Origin of the sequence: Sulfurimonas sp. SWIR-19 (assembly GCF_020410885.1) — a bacterium.
Lineage (GTDB): Bacteria > Campylobacterota > Campylobacteria > Campylobacterales > Sulfurimonadaceae > Sulfurimonas > Sulfurimonas sediminis.
This window is the reverse complement of the sequence record NZ_CP084578.1, coordinates 1,218,091-1,235,813: the sequence shown is the minus strand read 5'-3', so window position 1 is coordinate 1,235,813 and position 17,723 is coordinate 1,218,091. Positions and strand designations below refer to the sequence as shown.

Annotated in this window: 18 protein-coding genes and 1 tRNA gene; 13 read left to right on the top strand and 6 right to left on the bottom strand. The window is 36.5% G+C overall.

The window, feature by feature from the left end:
- Positions 1-262: 262 nt before the first annotated feature.
- Positions 263-808 (top strand): response regulator, encoded by a 546-nt coding sequence (locus LCX93_RS06480; protein ID WP_151900278.1) that lies wholly within the window; start codon positions 263-265, stop codon positions 806-808.
- 78 nt (positions 809-886) lie between these two features.
- Positions 887-961: transfer RNA gene (locus LCX93_RS06475), tRNA-Glu, on the top strand.
- Between the two features lie 137 nt (positions 962-1,098).
- Here LCX93_RS06475 and LCX93_RS06470 read toward each other — a convergent pair.
- Positions 1,099-3,354: a glutamine--tRNA ligase/YqeY domain fusion protein gene (locus LCX93_RS06470; RefSeq protein WP_226065188.1), complete on the bottom strand. Its 2,256-nt coding sequence runs from the start codon at positions 3,352-3,354 to the stop codon at positions 1,099-1,101.
- 101 nt (positions 3,355-3,455) lie between these two features.
- On the opposite strand from LCX93_RS06470, the gene gltX reads away from it, so the two are divergent.
- A complete protein-coding gene (gene gltX, locus LCX93_RS06465; protein ID WP_226065186.1) occupies positions 3,456-4,721 on the top strand; it encodes a glutamate--tRNA ligase in 1,266 nt (421 codons plus the stop codon).
- Positions 4,718-4,996, top strand: a complete 279-nt coding sequence (locus LCX93_RS06460; protein WP_226065184.1) for a YggT family protein — start codon at positions 4,718-4,720, stop codon at positions 4,994-4,996. Before gltX ends, LCX93_RS06460 begins: the two co-directional genes overlap by 4 nt.
- Before the next feature lies 1 nt (position 4,997).
- Here the strand turns inward: LCX93_RS06460 and LCX93_RS06455 are convergent, their stop codons facing one another.
- Positions 4,998-5,453 (bottom strand): hypothetical protein, encoded by a 456-nt coding sequence (locus tag LCX93_RS06455; RefSeq protein ID WP_226065182.1) that lies wholly within the window; start codon positions 5,451-5,453, stop codon positions 4,998-5,000.
- 87 nt (positions 5,454-5,540) lie between these two features.
- On the opposite strand from LCX93_RS06455, the gene mobB reads away from it, so the two are divergent.
- The 5 genes from mobB (at position 5,541) to LCX93_RS06430 (ending at position 10,107) form a co-directional block, all read left to right on the top strand.
- The gene (mobB, locus tag LCX93_RS06450) at positions 5,541-6,044 is read left to right on the top strand and encodes a molybdopterin-guanine dinucleotide biosynthesis protein B (protein WP_226065180.1); all 504 of its coding nucleotides are present in this window, start codon (positions 5,541-5,543) and stop codon (positions 6,042-6,044) included.
- Positions 6,045-6,056: 12 nt separating this feature from the next.
- Positions 6,057-6,899, top strand: coding sequence for a class 1 fructose-bisphosphatase (locus LCX93_RS06445; RefSeq protein WP_193149704.1), 843 nt, complete (start codon positions 6,057-6,059; stop codon positions 6,897-6,899).
- Positions 6,883-7,089 carry a hypothetical protein gene (locus LCX93_RS06440; protein WP_226065178.1) on the top strand — a complete coding sequence of 69 codons (207 nt, stop codon included), beginning with the start codon at positions 6,883-6,885 and terminating at the stop codon, positions 7,087-7,089. The genes LCX93_RS06445 and LCX93_RS06440 overlap by 17 nt, the downstream gene beginning before the upstream one ends.
- A gap of 61 nt (positions 7,090-7,150) precedes the next feature.
- Entirely contained in the window at positions 7,151-9,097 is a 1,947-nt protein-coding gene (metG, locus tag LCX93_RS06435) for a methionine--tRNA ligase (protein ID WP_226065176.1), read from the top strand.
- Entirely contained in the window at positions 9,094-10,107 is a 1,014-nt protein-coding gene (locus LCX93_RS06430) for a hypothetical protein (protein ID WP_226065174.1), read from the top strand. Before metG ends, LCX93_RS06430 begins: the two co-directional genes overlap by 4 nt.
- 339 nt (positions 10,108-10,446) lie before the next feature.
- Here the strand turns inward: LCX93_RS06430 and LCX93_RS06425 are convergent, their stop codons facing one another.
- Positions 10,447-11,685 carry an IS110 family RNA-guided transposase gene (locus LCX93_RS06425; RefSeq protein ID WP_226065172.1) on the bottom strand — a complete coding sequence of 413 codons (1,239 nt, stop codon included), beginning with the start codon at positions 11,683-11,685 and terminating at the stop codon, positions 10,447-10,449.
- 297 nt (positions 11,686-11,982) lie between these two features.
- Here LCX93_RS06425 and LCX93_RS06420 point away from each other — a divergent pair, with 297 nt between their 5' ends.
- Both LCX93_RS06420 and LCX93_RS06415 read left to right on the top strand, forming a co-directional pair.
- The gene (locus LCX93_RS06420; RefSeq protein WP_226065170.1) at positions 11,983-12,513 is read left to right on the top strand and encodes a YceI family protein; all 531 of its coding nucleotides are present in this window, start codon (positions 11,983-11,985) and stop codon (positions 12,511-12,513) included.
- Positions 12,514-13,647: a TRAP transporter substrate-binding protein gene (locus LCX93_RS06415; RefSeq protein ID WP_226065168.1), complete on the top strand. Its 1,134-nt coding sequence runs from the start codon at positions 12,514-12,516 to the stop codon at positions 13,645-13,647.
- Here LCX93_RS06415 and LCX93_RS06410 read toward each other — a convergent pair.
- Entirely contained in the window at positions 13,633-14,802 is a 1,170-nt protein-coding gene (locus LCX93_RS06410; protein ID WP_226065166.1) for a response regulator, read from the bottom strand. The two genes, LCX93_RS06415 and LCX93_RS06410, sit on opposite strands and share 15 nt — an antisense overlap.
- 116 nt (positions 14,803-14,918) lie before the next feature.
- Here LCX93_RS06410 and LCX93_RS06405 point away from each other — a divergent pair, with 116 nt between their 5' ends.
- Positions 14,919-16,136 (top strand): putative glycoside hydrolase, encoded by a 1,218-nt coding sequence (locus tag LCX93_RS06405; RefSeq protein ID WP_226065164.1) that lies wholly within the window; start codon positions 14,919-14,921, stop codon positions 16,134-16,136.
- On the opposite strand, the gene LCX93_RS06400 is transcribed toward LCX93_RS06405, so the two are convergent.
- Both LCX93_RS06400 and queC read right to left on the bottom strand, forming a co-directional pair.
- On the bottom strand, positions 16,125-16,802 hold the full coding sequence (locus LCX93_RS06400) for a M48 family metallopeptidase (RefSeq protein WP_226065162.1): 678 nt from the start codon (positions 16,800-16,802) through the stop codon (positions 16,125-16,127). The two genes, LCX93_RS06405 and LCX93_RS06400, sit on opposite strands and share 12 nt — an antisense overlap.
- Positions 16,780-17,463, bottom strand: coding sequence for a 7-cyano-7-deazaguanine synthase QueC (gene queC / locus LCX93_RS06395; RefSeq protein ID WP_226065160.1), 684 nt, complete (start codon positions 17,461-17,463; stop codon positions 16,780-16,782). The genes LCX93_RS06400 and queC overlap by 23 nt, the downstream gene beginning before the upstream one ends.
- Before the next feature lie 56 nt (positions 17,464-17,519).
- Here queC and LCX93_RS06390 point away from each other — a divergent pair, with 56 nt between their 5' ends.
- Complete coding sequence (locus LCX93_RS06390; protein WP_226065158.1) at positions 17,520-17,699, top strand: hypothetical protein; 180 nt, start codon at positions 17,520-17,522, stop codon at positions 17,697-17,699.
- Positions 17,700-17,723: the final 24 nt, after the last annotated feature.

Sequence of the window (17,723 nt, the reverse complement as noted above, 5' to 3'; positions counted from 1 at the left end):
TAGGCAAATTGTAACAAATTTATGAAGCCCGGACACACACTTTTTAGATTTTAATGGCTTTTAAATCCCTAAAATAAGGGATTCGTGTTTTTAAAAAATTAGATTTTTTATTGAAATGAGAAAGTCAGGAAGAGAAAAACAGTGTTTCTGATACAGAGTGGCTTGAGCAATTTAAGACAAATTCTTGAATTTGTTGATAAATGTTAGCGTTATTAACTATTTGTAGTGTATAATATAACAAATTAAAATATAGGAAAAAACAATGGGTAATTTAGATTTAATTCAATTAACAGAACAGACAAAAAAACTTACAGCGATGGTTGTAGAAGATGAAAAAGTAACGAACGAACTTCTCAGTTCTACGTTTAAAAACTTTTTTGCAAAAGTAGAATCATGTTTTGACGGTGATACGGCATTAAAAGTATATGAGCAGATGAAACCGGATGTAGTTTTTGTTGACATTATTATGGAAGGAATGGACGGGATAGAGCTTTCTCGTAAAATTCGTGAAATCAATCCAAGCCAAATCATCATAGTAATCTCTGCAAGTAATGATATGGAAAAAATTTCTGCATCAATTGAAGTGGGTGTAAACAGTTTTATTCAAAAGCCTATTGACACGAAAAAAATTATAGAGCTTTTAGGTAATGTTGTTTCTATGGTGGCTAAAAAGAAAAAAGTAGAGACAAAAACATTTTCAATCTCTCTTCCTTTGGATTTATACGAAACTGTAAACGAGAATGCAAAAGCAGAAAGTATTTCTAAAAATGCTGTCATTATCAGAGCACTTCGCAGCTTTTATGAATAATTAACGGAATATATAGATTTTATCTTTTTTTAAGGATATTGTCTATATAATTTCGGCTCAACAAAAGTTGAGTATGTTGGCCCCGTCGTCTAGCGGTTAGGATCCATGGTTTTCATCCATGTTACAGGAGTTCGATTCTCCTCGGGGTCACCAATTTTCTTCCTTTTTAACAATCATAAAATATCATTTATAGAACTGTCAAGCGCAATAATCCACTCACCCATTCAAAAACCACAATGCCATTAAGTTAAGCAGCTTTTTCGGAATGCGGACTGCAGTCCGCGTTCCGATTACATCAATTTTTGTTTTACAAGCTCATTTACAATTTTAGGATTTGCTTTGCCATCTGTCTTTTTAAGTACCTGTCCTACAAAGAAACCAAACAGCTTGTTATTCCCTGCTTTGTATTTTGCCACATTGTCAGGATTGTTTGCAATCACTTCATCAATAACAGGTAAAATTTGAGCCGGATCACTGATTTGTACCAGCCCTTTTGCTTCAACTATCTGCGTCGGGTTTTCTCCACTCTTTGACATATCCTCAAACACCTGTTTGGCAATCTTACTTGAAATGATATCTTCTTCAATCATTTTTGCCAGTTGTGCTATATGCACTGGGCCGAATTTCAGCGCCTCTGCATCTGTATTTTTAAGCACTCTGGCTACTTCATTGACTACAATGTTTGAAAGCGTGACAGGAGCGTTACATGTAGAGAGTGCCTCTTCAAAGAAGTCACAGAGAAAGGTATCACGGGCCAGTGTATTTGCCACCTCATTGTTGAGTTTCAGTGTATCTGTATATTTTCCAAATACTTTTTTTTGCTCCTCTGTCATAGGTGTTGTTTCACCGTCTATCTGCACCTGTTTGACTTTCGGCTGTGTCGTCTGCTGTTTTGGTTTTTCTTTTTTCGCCCAGGAGTCTTTCAGTCCGACAATTTTGTTAAATACAGGGTGCGCATCGCTGTAATCAACCGGATCAGCATAAAAATAGCCTTGTCTCTCAAACTGAAACCGCTCATCCGGTTTTTCAAGTATCACAGCAGGTTCAATCAGTGCATTTTTAATGATTTGCAAAGAATTTGGATTTAAGTCCTCAATCCCTTCCGGCGCTTCAGTCTTAAACAATCTGTCGTACAAGCGGATCTCTATTCTTTTTGCCTCTGCCGCACTCACCCACTGAATGGCACTTTTTACTTTGATGCCGCTTGTATCTTTCGTACCGCTTTTGGAGTCAGGATAATATTGTGCTTTTATTTCGACAATATTTCCATTGGCATCTTTGATAATCTCTTTACATGTAATGATATAGCCATGTCTGAGTCTTACAGGCTGTTTGGGGGTAAGACGGAAATAGCCTTTAGGCGGATTCTCTTCAAAGTCTGCCCGTTCGATATAAAGTTCTTTTGAAAAAGGAATCTTTCTTGAACCCTCTTTTGGAACATCATGCGGGTAGTATGATGCCTCAATCTCCTCAGAACCTTCATAGTTTTCAATTGTAATCTTCAAAGGGTCCATCACGCACATGACACGGGGAACTTTTGTGTTTAAGTCATCGCGTATAGAAAATTCAAGCTGTGCAACGTCAACCACAGAGTTTGCTTTTGCTATACCGATTTGCTCACAAAAGTTTAAAATGGACTCCGGTGTGTACCCTCTCCTTCTGTATCCTGCAATTGTAGGCAGGCGCGGATCATCCCAGCCGTTTACATAGCCACCTTCCACCAGTTCCAAAAGTTTTCTTTTACTCATCACTGTATAGTTGATGTTGAGTCTGGCAAATTCATACTGATATGGACGGGGCGGTTTGAGCGCAAGTGTATCTAAAACCCAGTCGTAAATATCACGATTGTTTTCAAACTCCAAGGTACAAATCGAATGCGTGACACCTTCTATATAATCAGACAGACAGTGTGCAAAATCATACATAGGATAGATTGACCACGCATCCCCTGCTCTAAAGTGATGTGCATGTCTTATACGGTATAACAGCGGGTCTCTCATTTTCATATTGGCTGCACCCATATCTATCTTCGCCCGTAAAACATGTTCACCGTCTTTAAATTCGCCCTTTTTCATTCTCTCAAAAAGATCGAGATTTTCTTCAACACTTCTGTTTGCATATTTACTGCGCTTTCCCGGTTGTGTAACAGTACCTCTATATTCACGAATTTCATCTTCGCTTAGACTGTCGACGTAGGCTTTGCCCATTTTAATAAGCTGCACCGCATAATCATAAATCTGGGAAAAATAATCAGAGGTAAAGTACAGGTTCTCACCCCAGTCAAATCCAAGCCATCTTACGGCATCTTCAAGAGCTTCTACATACTTTGTATCTTCTTTTGTCGGATTGGTGTCATCCATTCGCAGGTTGCAGTGACCGTTATAATCACGGGCAATACCAAAATTTATAGATATGGACTTGGCATGTCCGATATGCGGAAAACCGTTGGGTTCAGGTGGAAATCTTGTTACTATCTCTTTGTATTTGCCTGATTTTAAATCATTTTCAACTATCGTGCGTAAAAAATCTTTTTTCTTGTTCTTCATTATTGCTAAACCTTTCTTGTATGAGAAGTATTTTATCCAACAAGAGCTTATAATTAATCAAAACTTTGTTAAAATTACAAAAAAACTATCTAGGAATATTAATGCTAAGATTTGCATCCAGCCCTATTGGAGATATGCATATAAATGATTTGAGAATTGCGCTCTTAAACTACATTGTATCAAAACAAAAAAATGAAGATTTTATTGTAAGAATAGAAGATATAGACAAAGAAAAAACTGTTGCAGGCAAAGATCAGGAAACCTTGGATATTTTAGGGCTTTTTGGGGTTGAATATTCTCACGTGGTACATCAAAGCCAAAACCTTCGTTTTCATTCGGCTATGGCTCTGCAACTTTTGCATGAGAAAAAAGCTTTTTCCTGCTTTTGTTCCGATGAATGGTTGCAAAAAAAGCGCAGTGAGGCAGAACAAGCGCAAAAAGAGTACCATTATGATGATGCCTGCAGAAATCTTCCTGCCGAACTTGTCATTGACAACACAGCCCCTTTTACCGTAAGAATAGTACGTCCTGATGCACCGATCATTGTAAAAGACCGGCTTAAAGGTGCAATCAGTTTTGAGCCTGATGCTGTTGACAGTTTTGTGATCATGAATCACGATAAAACACCTACCTATGATTTTGCCTGTGCGGTGGATGATATGCTGAGTGATGTTTCAATGATTGTTTGCGATGAAAAACATCTCAACAATACACCAAAACAGGTACATGTAAGAAATCAGCTCCAATATAACAAAGAGATTGAATATGCCCATTTACACGGCATAGAAAATGGTGTCAGTGTAAAACAGCTGTTGGAGGAAGGATATTTGCCCGAAGCTATTTCAAATTATTTAATATCAATCAGCACTAATCCTCCAAAAGAGATTTTTACGCTCAAAGAAGCGACAGAATGGTTTAACCTGGACAAACTTGCAGATAATCCTGTTTGTTTTGATCAGGAGAGGCTGAAACAGATTAACAAAGAGCATTTAAAAAATCTGGATGCAACAGAGTTGTCTCGTTATGTAGGATTTGCCGACCCGGAAATCGGAGAACTTACCCGTATTTATCTTGAGGAAGTGGGGACTACAAAAGAGTTGAAAGAAAAAATTGCTTCTATTTTTGCAAAAAGAGATACTGCCCACGGATTTGCAGAAGAAATGGAGTCAATGGCAAAAGCGATAAAAAATGCGCCCTATTTTGAAGAGTATAATGATTTTAAAAACTATATCATGGATAAAACAGGGCTCAAAGGTGAAAATTTTTTAAAACCACTGCGTATACTTCTTACAAATGCCGAACATGGGCCTGCTATAGAAAAAGTATATAAATATCTGAAAAACTATCTGAAGGAGATTATCAAATGAGTGCATTAGTTGAAATTATACAGGGGATTGGCGGAATTTTTATAGGACTTATAAATGTCTATATCTGGGTGATTATTATTGCGGCACTGCTGAGTTTTGTGAATCCTGATCCATACAACCCTGTTGTGCAGTTTCTTCACAGAGTTACAAACCCGGCATACGCGTTTGTAAGAAGATTTATGCGAACAGATTTGAATGGTCTGGATTTTGCACCGCTTATCATCATTATAGCCCTGCAGGTTCTTATTGTTATTTTACAGTCCATACTTTATTAAATTAATGTTTAAAAGTCAGGATTGTATTGTTTTGTCCTAATTGGATTTTTAAATGTAAAGTGTCTTTTTTTTGCTTTGCAAATCTGACAAGGTAGTACTTGTTCCATTTTGCATGGAATGATGTAAGTGCTGTAAATTCATTTTGAACAGGCAATTTTTCTACGAGGATTGCAGGCGTATCGTTGAGATAAAATTCTACTTTGCTCTTTTTGTTTTTTTTATAAAGATAGAGATAAAAATATTCATAATCTTTGTAAATTTTCGGATCTGTTTTATTTAAATAGACGGCAGTTACAATTGCGACTACTTCTGCTTTTGTATTGACAACTTTACTGCTTTGCAGATTGTCTTCGGCCAACTCCTGAGAATTTTTCAAATGAAATCTTTCAAATGCATTTTTTTGTGCGCATCCCAAAAAAGTTATCAATAATAAGAGTATTGGTAGTAAAAATTTCATTTTTTGGCCCTATTCTTTTTTGGAATTATATCTTATTAAACTCTTCTTTTGTATAATGGCCTAAAATTTTTAAAGAAAAGTCATACATTGAAAAAAAGATTAGCAGTTGCATTTACAGGACCGTCCAACAGCGGTAAAACAACATTGATACTCAAAGTTGCCAGAAAACTCATACATGAACATCATTTGGAGGTAGCTATCATAAAGCATGACCCAAAAGACAAGGCAAGATTTGATGTTGTCGGCAAAGACAGTTACAAGTTCAGTGATACGGGAGCAGAAGTCATTGTGACTTCTCCAAACAGAACAACCTACTTTTCACACCGTCATGCCGATTTGGATGAAATGATACGCATGTTTCGTGATTTTGATATTTTACTCGTTGAGGGGCTGAAGAATCTTCCCCTGCCAAGAATAAGTATATTTAGAAACTCTATAGATAAAGATTATTTTCCTTACATGAATGCGCTTGCCATTGATGAAAGTATAGATATTGAAAAATACACTTTGCCAAAAGATGTCGATGTTTTAGATTTAAACGACACAGACGAAGTGATAACATGGATACAAAAAAATGCAAAAAAAGTTTAAAAAGGAAGAAAAATGAGAGATATATTTGATGCAATTCAAAAAAGTGCCAAAAGAATTAAAGAAGCAATCGACACAAAAGACATAGGGTACTCGCAGCTGGAAAACAGTTCCGGAGAAACACAGCTTGAACTTGACATAAAATGTGACATGATTATTGAAGAAGAATTTTCAAAAGTTTCTTCTATACATACGGTTGCCAGTGAAGAAAAAGAGCATGAAGAGGTTTTACATGAAAACGGCAAATATTTTATTGCCTATGACCCGCTTGACGGTTCATCATTAATAGATGTAAATTTGAGCGTAGGATCGATTTTTGGCATTTATGAGGGTGAATTTGGAACACAAAAGATGGTTGCGGCATGCTATGTTGTCTACGGTCCGCGTGTTGAAATGGTTTTTGCGCAAAACAAAACAAAACTCTACCTTTTACAAGCCGGAGATTTTGAATTTGTCAAAGAGATCAGACTCAATGAAAAAGGCAAATTGATGGCTCCGGGAGGAACGCAGCAAAACTGGGAGAAATACCACAAAGCCATGATAGACGGTTTTTTTGCAGAGGGATACCGTCTGCGATACTCCGGCGGTATGGTACCTGACCTGCATCAGATTCTGCTCAAAGGCGGCGGACTTTTCAGCTACCCTGCTACAAGTGACAAGCCAGAAGGAAAACTTCGCCGTTTGTTTGAAGTGTTTCCTTTTGCTTTTGTGTTTAAAACTTCAGGAGGAGAGGCCATTGACGGAAAAGATGAAATTTTAACTCTTGGTCATGCGCATATTCATGATACTTCACCATGTTTCTTTGGTTCAAAATATGAAATAGACCGAGTGAAAGAAGTATATGCAAGAAACGCATAAAAAGCCTAAAGACAAATTTGAACTGCATCTTGATGAAATGATACAAAAAGTTCAGGAGTGTCAAGAGCAAAAAAAACATAAAAGCTGCAGTGTGTGTGAACACTATTTTGGCTGCGAGCTGCGAAATGAATATATAAAAGCCGTATACAACAGCATGTCAAAAGGCGAAACAGGCGGTTTTGAATTCTAATACTATTGGTAATAGTAAACATTTTAGATAAAATACATTAAATATTTAACAGGAACATACATTGAGTAAATACATAACAACACCTATATACTATGTCAACGGAGAGGCTCACATCGGGCATGCTTACACGACTTTCATTGCAGATACTCTGGCGCGCTATGAGAGACTCAAAGGTGAAGATACTTTCTTTTTGACAGGAACAGATGAACACGGACAAAAGATAGAAGAGTCTGCAAAAAAAGCAGGAAAACCTACACAGGAATTTGCAGATGAAATCAGTGCGACTTTTAAGAATCTTTGGGATGAGTTTGGTATAAGTTATGATAAGTTTATACGAACAACTGATGAAGAACACAAAAAAGGTGTGCAAAAAGCTTTTGAAGTGATGTATGCCAAAGGTGATATTTATAAGGACTTCTATGAAGGTCATTATTGTGTAAGTTGTGAAACATTTTTTCCTGAAACACAGCTTATAGACAGTGAATTTTGCCCTGACTGTGGAAGAACGACAAGTGTGGTAAAGGAAGAGAGCTATTTTTTCAGACTTTCAAACTATGAAGACAAACTGCTCGAACATTATGCAAGTCATCCTGATTTTATTATGCCCCGCTCGCGTGCAAATGAAGTTGTAAACTTTGTAAAAGGCGGGCTTCGTGACCTTTCTGTAACACGTACATCGTTTAGCTGGGGGGTAAAAATGCCTAAAAGTATCGGGGATGACAAACATGTTATGTATGTTTGGCTTGATGCACTTTTAAACTATATCACAGCTCTTGGTTATGGCAGTGATGAAGCAAAAATGAATTATTGGCCAGCTGATGTTCATTTTGTCGGGAAAGATATTCTTCGTTTTCATGCTATTTACTGGCCTGCATTTTTAATGAGTCTGGATCTTCCTCTTCCTAAGCATATTGGTGCGCATGGCTGGTGGACACGAGACGGTGAAAAAATGAGCAAGTCAAAAGGAAATGTTGTTTCGCCAAAAGAAGTTGCAGATGCTTATGGTGTAGAAAATCTCCGTTACTTTATGCTGAGAGAAGTTCCTTTTGGTCAAGACGGTGATTTTTCACAACGCGCTTTTATAGACCGTATAAATTCTGAACTCTCCAATGACCTTGGAAATCTGCTTAATCGTATCATAGGCATGAGTGGAAAATATTCTGATTTTGAAATAGACAGCGTAGATGTAGTAAAATACCATTCTAAAGAGATCGAGCAAATGAATCTGATTTTAGATTCTCTTGATGTGTTTTTAGAAAATCTGCAACCACACAGATACCTTGAAGAACTGTGGAAACTTTTTGCAATAGGAAATGGTGTTATACAGGAGTATGAACCATGGGTAAAAATGAAAAACGGACAAAAAGACGAAGCACTCGCGACAGTAGCTGTTGTTGCAAATATACTGGCAAAAGCGGCAGTAATGCTTCACCCTGTTATGCCAAATACAACAAATATCATAGCTGATGCACTCTCTTTTGAAATAAATACAACAAGCTATAAAGAGCTTATACTAGAGAAAAAACTATTGAAATTATTTAATATTAAAAAAGTGCCGCCTCTTTTTCCTAGAATCGAAGAACCTTTGATGCAAGAAGCGCCAAAGGTAGAACCTGTAACAGCAACAAAAAAAGAACAAAGCTCTAAAAAACAAACAAAAGAGACGAAAAAAGAAAATGACAACCTTATTGAAATTGGTCAATTTTTTGAAACATCTCTGAAGGTCGGAACTGTTGTAGAAGCTGAGGAAGTACCAAAAAGTAAAAAGCTTTTAAAATTACAGATTGATTTAGGCGAAGAGAATTTGAGACAGGTTGTTGCCGGTATAAAAGAGTTTTATTCTCCTGATGATTTGATAAATACTCAAGTGTGTGTTGTAGCCAACCTCAAACCTGCCAAATTAATGGGAATGATAAGTGAGGGAATGCTTCTTGCTGCAAAAGATGAAGACGGCCTTTGTTTAATCAGACCTGAAAAACCTAAAAAATCAGGCACACCTATTGGATGAGACTTGAAAATACTTTAGCACTTACACACGGAGAACTGGTAAATACTCCCTTTGTAAGTAATTTTTACAATATTGTTTTTGAAGCAAAAGCAGTTAAGAGAGGCGATCTTTTTATAGCTTTTGATGAAGGTGCCATAGAAGATGCTGTTTTTAACGGTGCCTACGGTGTAGTGTTTGACAAGCCTACACAGATAACAGACAGCGAAATAGCCTGGATAAAGGTCAAAAACCTTGAAGACGCGCTCAAGCGTCTGCTTCGTTTTGAACTTATCAACAAAGAAATATCAGTCTACTCTTGTGATGAAATCATTTTAAAACTTGCTTTGCAGATTGTAACAGAGTCGAACTTTATTGCCCTGCATGGTGATATTAAAAGCATTTTTAAAGCCTTGTCCGATATAGAAAATGGTGCAACGGTATTGTTCAGCCCTGCGCTTACTTCTCCAGATTTGTTTACAAACATTAAAAAGTTGCCAAAAAACAGACCACAAAGTATTGATATTATTGAACAGACTCTTTTTGAAACATCTTTTATCTATGATAATATATTTTATGAAAGGCAACTCCTTTCCCCATTTTTTATGCCCTATCTTGAACAGCTTCTTTCTCTGTTTAAAATTTTAAAGATCAATTTCAGATTAAGAAAATTCACACCGATTGATCACTTCGAAGCAGTCTTTACAAATAAAAACTTTGAAATAAAAGATTTTGGTACCAGCGACAAGGTGTTGATATTTGAAAAAAGTACCTCTTTGATAGAAAAAGAAATAGTTTTTTTACAAAAACAGGCTACATGGGCAAAAATTATCTATATTGTTCCCTTTACATGTAAACAATCACTCAATACCACTCTGCAAAAAGATAAAAATTTATTTTTTTATAAAAATAAAAATGAAATTAGAAATACATTACAGGCAAGCAGTTTTCATTTTGCCCTGATTGTCGGTGTAGATAAGTCGATATTGGAAAAACCTTTGGTAAGACAGACACAGTTGACTTTGGATTTTTAAGAAAAAATGCTATATTATAAAAACTACAAAAGCAATCCTATAAAGAATAACTTAAACGGAGCGAAAAAATAAAAAAGACAATAGTCCCGTAACAATAAACTTTCAAAGAACATTTTGAGAGCCTTTTGGCTCTTAAGAGAGTTTGATTTTTGAAGCACTTTTTACAAGTCATTATCTAGAATTTGACTCAAGTGTTTCAATGATCAAACAACTAAAAAACTGTTTGGTTGACAATGATAAAGTGCTAGGTGCCCCTTGAGGGTATAGACTGTTATATAATTGTCTATATAGTGTTTATCAAGTTCTATAACAACTTATTGTTAAATAGTTGAATGAAACTCAAGATGCTGATGCCTGAAATACCCTTTGAGGATTATAGGCAACATTGTTTTTATAAATAGCTAAAATGATATGAGCAAGTTTCCTTGCAACAATGACTACAGCCTCTTTTTTGGCTCTGCCTTGAGAGACCTTGTCTCTAAAGAGCTTATTAAGTTCATTATTATGTCTAATAGCTGCAATGGCAGCTTGATATAACGCTTTTTTAGCTAACTTTGCACCTCTCTTTGCAATAGGACCATAACTAAGCTTATTGCCAGATTGCTCTATTGTAGGATAGAGGCCCAAATAACCAATAAGATGAGAGTTGTTTTTAAACCTGCTCAAATCCCCACACTCACTAATGAGTGCAAAGATGGTTTTATCACTTACACCAGGAATGGTTCGAAGGTTATCAATAATATCCATGACCTCTTGCTCCTCATCCCTCTCAAGTTGTGGTGCTTGATGAAAAAGCTTTAGCATCTCATTTTCAAGCTCTTTAAGCTCCTCTTGTAGAAGTTTAATAAGTCGAATATGAGACTTTATGACATAAGCTCTCTCATCTACACCATTACCCTGATAGACAGAGTGTTTGGCTAACTCTAAAAGCTTTTGTGCTTTTTGCTCATTAAAGTTATTGCCTTTAATACCTCGAAAAGTTTTAAGTATCCTCTGCGCACTGGCATACTCATAATGCTTTGCAGTTGGATACTTTTCAAGTAGAGCAAGCCCCGTTACATTAAATGGGTCTTTTATTACCTGTTCCATCTCAGGAAATACTACAGCTAAGAGTGTAGATATCTGTCGTTTATGCTTTTTTATCTCCTCAAGGAGATTATTCTTATGTCTATAGAGTGATTTAATACTTTGGTAAGTATCTTCACTCACATAAGCTTTAGAGTATCTACCTGATTTGATAAGAGCTGCTATCATTAAAGCATCAATGTTGTCATTTTTTACTTTTTTCATACTGTCCATCTCTCTAAATCTGTTTGTTTGATAAGGATTTAAAAGTATAACATCAAACCCTTTCTCCTTCAAATACAGATAGAGATTTTCAAAGAAGATTCCTGTTGCTTCCATACCAATGGTAAAGGTTGAAACTTCATCAATAGAGTTCAAAAGTAAAACCAATTCACTAAAGCCATTCTCGTCATTATTAAACTTGAGCGACTTCTTTATTACTTTATCATCTTGATTAACCACACAGGCAACATGAAAACTCTTTGCTATATCTATACCTACATAATAGTGCATTGTGTATCCTTTCGTATGTTTAACTTTTTCTTACAGCCTCGTAACGATAGAGGATTGAGATAAAACCCATCCTGGCATCCTATAGGTAAGTTACTTAGGTTAAACGCAGTATGCTTTCTTAGATAGTGGCATAAAACCTCATAAGGAAAAATGACTGTCATTCAACTCTTTAACTGTAAGTTGTTTTTAGTATTTGACAAACACAAAAACGACTTTATCAAAAACTAAAAAATAATTATCAAACCACTACTCCCTTGGATGTAATGACTTGATAAATTTATTATACGAGGATAAAAAATGAAAAAGATTATATTGGCCCTACTCTTGGCTACAGCCTCACTCTATGCACTTGAAGTGCAAAACACAACGATTAAGTTTACCGCATTTAAAACATATGCGAAAAAAGGTGTCAGCGGAGTTTTTGACAAAATAAAAGTCAATACAAACAAAGCAGATACAGTAGTTGCTCTTTTGAAAAATGCCACAGCAGAGATAGAAACATCAAGTGTGAACAGTGGGAACAAAGGCAGAGATGCAAAACTTGTTACGCAGTTTTTCAATGTTCAAAATGTAAAAAAAATAGAAGCAAAAATTATAGATGTGCAAAAAGATACACTTGTGTTACAGTTAAGTATGAACAGTAAAACCTTAAATATTCCAATGAGCTACACTGTTTCTGACAACAGAGTCAATGCAAAAGGAACAATAGATTTGGCAGATTTCATGATGCTGAAGTCTTTAAAATCCATCAACAAGGCATGCTACACTCTGCATAAGGGCAAAACTTGGCAAGATGTAAAAATATACTTTACAATGCAATATAAATAGATGAATCGCAGAGATTTTCTAGGTACCGCAACACTCACTTCTGCAGCCATAGCACTCGGCGGCTGCAATGAAGGGAATCATGTTGCAATAGACTATTCAAAACATCCTCAAAAACACAATGATGCTGTGAAGAATGTTCATTTTAACAAAAACAAAAAAACAGTTATCAAACTGGCAACAAGCTGGCCCGCACATTTTCCTATAATGGGTACGGGTGTTGAAGAGTTTGCACAGCGTTTGCATACCATCAGCGGTGGCAGTTTGGAGATAAAAATCTATCCAAAAAATGTTCTTGTTCCCGCCTTGGCAGTTTTTGATGCCTGTTCAAGCGGACAGATTGATGCTTTTCACTCCGGTCCCTATTACTGGAAAGGAAAAAACTCCGCTTTTTCTCTTTACAGTGGTATTCCTTTTGGTTTTACCGCTGAAGAAGTAAACTCATGGATGCTTTATGGTGATGGTATGCATTTGTGGAGAGAACATTATGCAAAACACAATCTCTACCCGTTTTTAGGCGGAAATACAAATATTCAAATGGGCGGATGGTTTCGAAAACCTATAAACTCTTTGGCTGATATGCAGGGACTTAAAATGCGAATTCCCGGTCTTGGCGGAGAGGTTTTTTCACGCATGGGTGTAAATCCTGTTTTGTTGCCTGCGGGAGAAATTTACACTTCTTTAGAACGCGGAGTCATTGATGCAACAGAGTGGGTGGGCCCTGCCCTTGACATTAAAATGGGATTTTATAAAGTTGCTCCTTATTACTATTCCGGCTGGCATGAACCGGGTTCTGTCCTTGAATTAACCTTCAATAAACATACATGGAACAAGCTTGCCGGCGAACATCAGTCTATGATTGAAGTGGCTGCAAGTGAAATGAATGCAAATATGGCAACGAAATTTCATCATGAGAATATCTACGCTTTGCAAAAACTCAAAAGTTTAGATGTAACGCTTGCACAGTTTCCGGATGATGTAACCGAAGCCGGGAAAAAAGCACTCAGGGAAGTCATCCATGATCTCAGCAGCAAAAACAATGATTTTGCCGAAGTGTATTCTTCCATAAAAGCATACCTGGACCTTTCAAAAGAGTGGAGTGATGTGAGTCTTGGATATTTTCTAAATGTCAGATAGCTCCTCTCTTTGTATAAACATGTAAGTTATATCATCCTCCTGCTCAAACACCTGTTTTTTTCTTTTGGCTTCAAGCTCATTAATGTCTTTAGCTTCTTTAAAATCTTTTCCAAGGTACTTACCGTAAAATTCCGAAGAATTCCTGATGGAGTTTTCATTGAGTCCGTCACTAAAAACAAGCATCCTGGATATTTTGTTTGTATCAAGGATTGTAGTATTGACACTTTTTGTATAGCTTGCCAAAGGAGGATTATTCGATTTTATTTTTATAACATCGTTACTGTCATCTTTTATACATAAAATCGCAGGCATGGAAAACATAGCATATTCCAGTCTTTCTTCACTGCTAAAATAGAGAAAAGTGGCACAGACAACCTCTTCTTCAAGCAAATTCGGCGAGATAAACTCCAAAAGCTGTTTTATGACCTGTGTTAGAGAAAAATTTTTGTTTTTTATCATTTGATTTGTTATGTTGTTCGCAGATGCACTGCATAGCATGGCTGTAACAGCTGCCGATATTCCTTTGCCCATACCGTCAACCAAAAACATAAAATATTCATCATCTGAAATCTTTCTTATGATATAACTGTCCCCGCTCAAAATATCTTTTGGTTGATAAAAAACTTCACATGTAAAGTGTAAAAATTTTTTATTTTCCTGCAGGTCATTTTTTATAATTGTTGTCTCTTTTTGATAGGTTAAAGTTTCCTGATAGTTAGAGTAACAGAGTTTTTGCTGCTGTAGCTGCATCAGTAGTCTGTCTGCCAATACCGATTTTGCGACAAACTCCAAAGTAGAAAAAATTGACTGTGAGGAAATGGGTTTTTTTATAAAGCCTGTTATATGCAAGTCAATTGCATTTCTCAGTATTTCCAGGTTTTCCAATCCGGTGAGTAAAATAATAGGGATGCTCGGATCCACTTCTCTGATTTTCTGTGTCATTTGCAAACCGGTCATCAACGGCATGGAATAATCTGTCAATACAATATCTATAGACTCTTTTTGAAAGAGTTCAAACCCCTCCATTCCATCATAAGCGGTATAAACATTTTTAAAAAACATACAAAAAAGAGAAGTGTATATTTCTATAACATTTTTATCATCATCGACACAAAGTATATTTAAAGTATTGTAGATTTTTAGACTGTTTTTCATAGGTAATGCTCAATTAAAGATTCTATACTATTTTAGCAACATTATATTGGAGGTGCCCTTAACTTTGTTAGCTTAATCATAGTAATATTACGAAAAATAAAATCAAAGGGATTCCATTGAAAAAAATACTGTTTTTGTGCGCCTTTCTTTCAACTTTTACCTACGCTTCTTTTAAAGGAAATATTGTTGATGAAAAAACTCTGCAGCCTGTAAAATCTGCTTTTGTCAGTGACTCAAAAAACAGTGTCAGAAGTGATGAAAACGGTTCGTTCTTTATAGCTTCAAAAGAAAACAGATACCATATCAAAGCCTATGGATACAGGCCTTATACGTTTACATCTGATACAAACACAACAACACTAAAACTTGAACCCATTCATGTAAAAGCACTCTACCTAACCTTCTGGGGTGCCAGCAACAACTCCGGTACGTTAAAAAAAATACTTCGCCTCATAGAGACGACCGAGGCAAATGCCGTGGTGGTAGATGTTAAAAACGAATACGGTTCTACGCAGTTTTGGACTGGATTTAAACAGGCCAATGAGTATGGTGCCTACAAGCAGCGTACGAACCGAGATATTAAAAAATTTATAAAGACTATGAAAGAGCGGCATATCTATACCATTGCCAGAATTGTCACCTTTAAAGATGAACTGCAGGCTTCTCACAATATTGACTATGCCATCAAAAAAAATACAAAAATATGGAGAAACCATGACAATATGGCCTGGGTGGATCCTTTTGACAGACGTGCGCACAATTATGCCATATCTATTGCCGAAGAAGCCGCCAAAGTCGGTTATGATGAAATCAATTTTGATTACATTCGCTTTCCTGCAAAAAAAGGCTTGCAGTTTTGTCAACAAAGCACACAGCCAAGCCGGATAAAAGCTATAGAGGAATTTTTGAAAGAGGCACAGAAAAGATTAAAAAAATATGGTGTTTTTATCTCTGTTGACACCTACGGAAATATTTGCTGGGCAAAAGATGACAACGGCATAGGACAGACTGTTACATCGCTGGCAGATTACGCAGATTATTTATGCCCGATGCTTTACCCTTCAGGCTTTTCAAGCGGCTCTTTTTATTTTAAATATCCGGCGAAACACCCCTATGAGGTTGTATATCGAAGTATAAAAAAGATTCAAGACAGAATTCCAAGCAATAGAGTCCGCCCATGGCTGCAGTATTTTAAAGACTATACATCTTCAAGAAAAGCGTATAAGAGAGAAGAGATACAGGCGCAAATCAAAGCTGCAGAGGATATAGGAGCAAACGGATGGATGCTCTGGTCACCTTCAAGCAAGTATCATCAGGAGTATTTACAAAGATAGAGAAATGTTTTTAAGTTTTTTTCTGAGTGCTTTTGCTTGAGGCAGGTATTTTGCAATCAGGTTATGAAAATCTTTTGAGTGGTTCATGTGGACAAGATGTGCAAGTTCGTGGACTATTACATAATCTATCAGCTCTTTATGCACTTTTATCAGTTGGCTGTTTAATGTAATGACTTTTTCAGAACTACAGCTTCCCCACCGGCTTTTCATCTTTCTGAATTTCAAGGTTTTATATTCCAGTTGCATTATCTGGGCAAAAGAGTCTACTCTTTTCGGCAGATACTCTTTAGCTGTATATGTATAAAAATCATCATATGCAGACAAAACTTTTGTCTTGTTTGCTATTTGCAAGCGCTGCAGTTTTTTTCGCAGGTAATGTGCTTCATCACTGTCTATACTGTAAATTTCACCAAACAGCAGCACTTCATCTTCCAGGTTTACATGTAATGGTTTGTGCAAAGAATTTTTATGCAACTGTTTTCGGATCCAGGACTCTTTTTCATGAAAAAACTCTATCGCATATTTTTCTTGCTTGTATGGCGTTTTTATAATAATGCTTGAATCATGTTTTATCTGTATATAACTGTGTTTGAGTGTTGGTGTATAAATGAGTGTAGCACGCAACTCTTTACATGTAATGGTTTTATGCATAAGGAATCGGGTCATTCACTCCTGCTTTTTTAAAACCATTGAGCCGGAGTATGCAGCTGTCGCATACACCGCAGGCCTTGTCTTCGTTTTTATAGCAACTCCATGTCAGTTCCAAAGGAACGTCTAAATGCAGTGCTTCTTGCACGATTTGAGATTTTTTAAGATGTACCAGTGGCATTTTTATTTCTATTTTTGTGTCATCTTTTGTACCTAAATTAATCGCTTTTTGCATAGCCTGTATATATTCTTCCCTGCAATCGGGATACCCGCTGCTGTCTTCTTCCACAACGCCTATGCTGATAACCTCTGCGCCCTCTTTTTCAGCTATTGCCGCGGCCATAGAGAGAAATATACCGTTTCTAAAAGGTACATAAGTTACAGGAACTCCCTCCTCTACTCCGCCTGTGGGTACTTCTATGTTTGTGTCTGTCAGTGCAGAAGCACCGAGTTGTTTAAAAAAGTCCAAATCTAAAATATATTTTTGCTTTACATGTAAACTTTCGCATATATTTTCAAAACATTCCAGTTCTTTTGCCTGTGTTCTTTGGTCATAATTAAAATGAACTGCTATAACTTCATAACCTTGATTTTTCATCATATAGGTGCTTAAAGTAGAATCCATCCCTCCGCTCATTATGCAAACAGCTTTTTTATTTGTGTTATTTTCTTTTTTCATGGTACAATTTTACCATAAGTGTTATATACTTTAGTATTTCAAACAAGGAGGAAGTTATGGAAGTATCATCTTCAACACAAACTTCATCAGGGCTGGGACAAACAGATATTATGAAAAAAGCGCAGGATGTGCAGGCGCAGCAGATAGAAAAGATTCTTCAAAGCGCACAGGAGCAGTCAAAGCAGATGACTGCACAAAAAACAGGTGTAGGAAGCAATCTTAATATTACAGGCTGAATTTCTCCTCTTTCTTGGCAGATG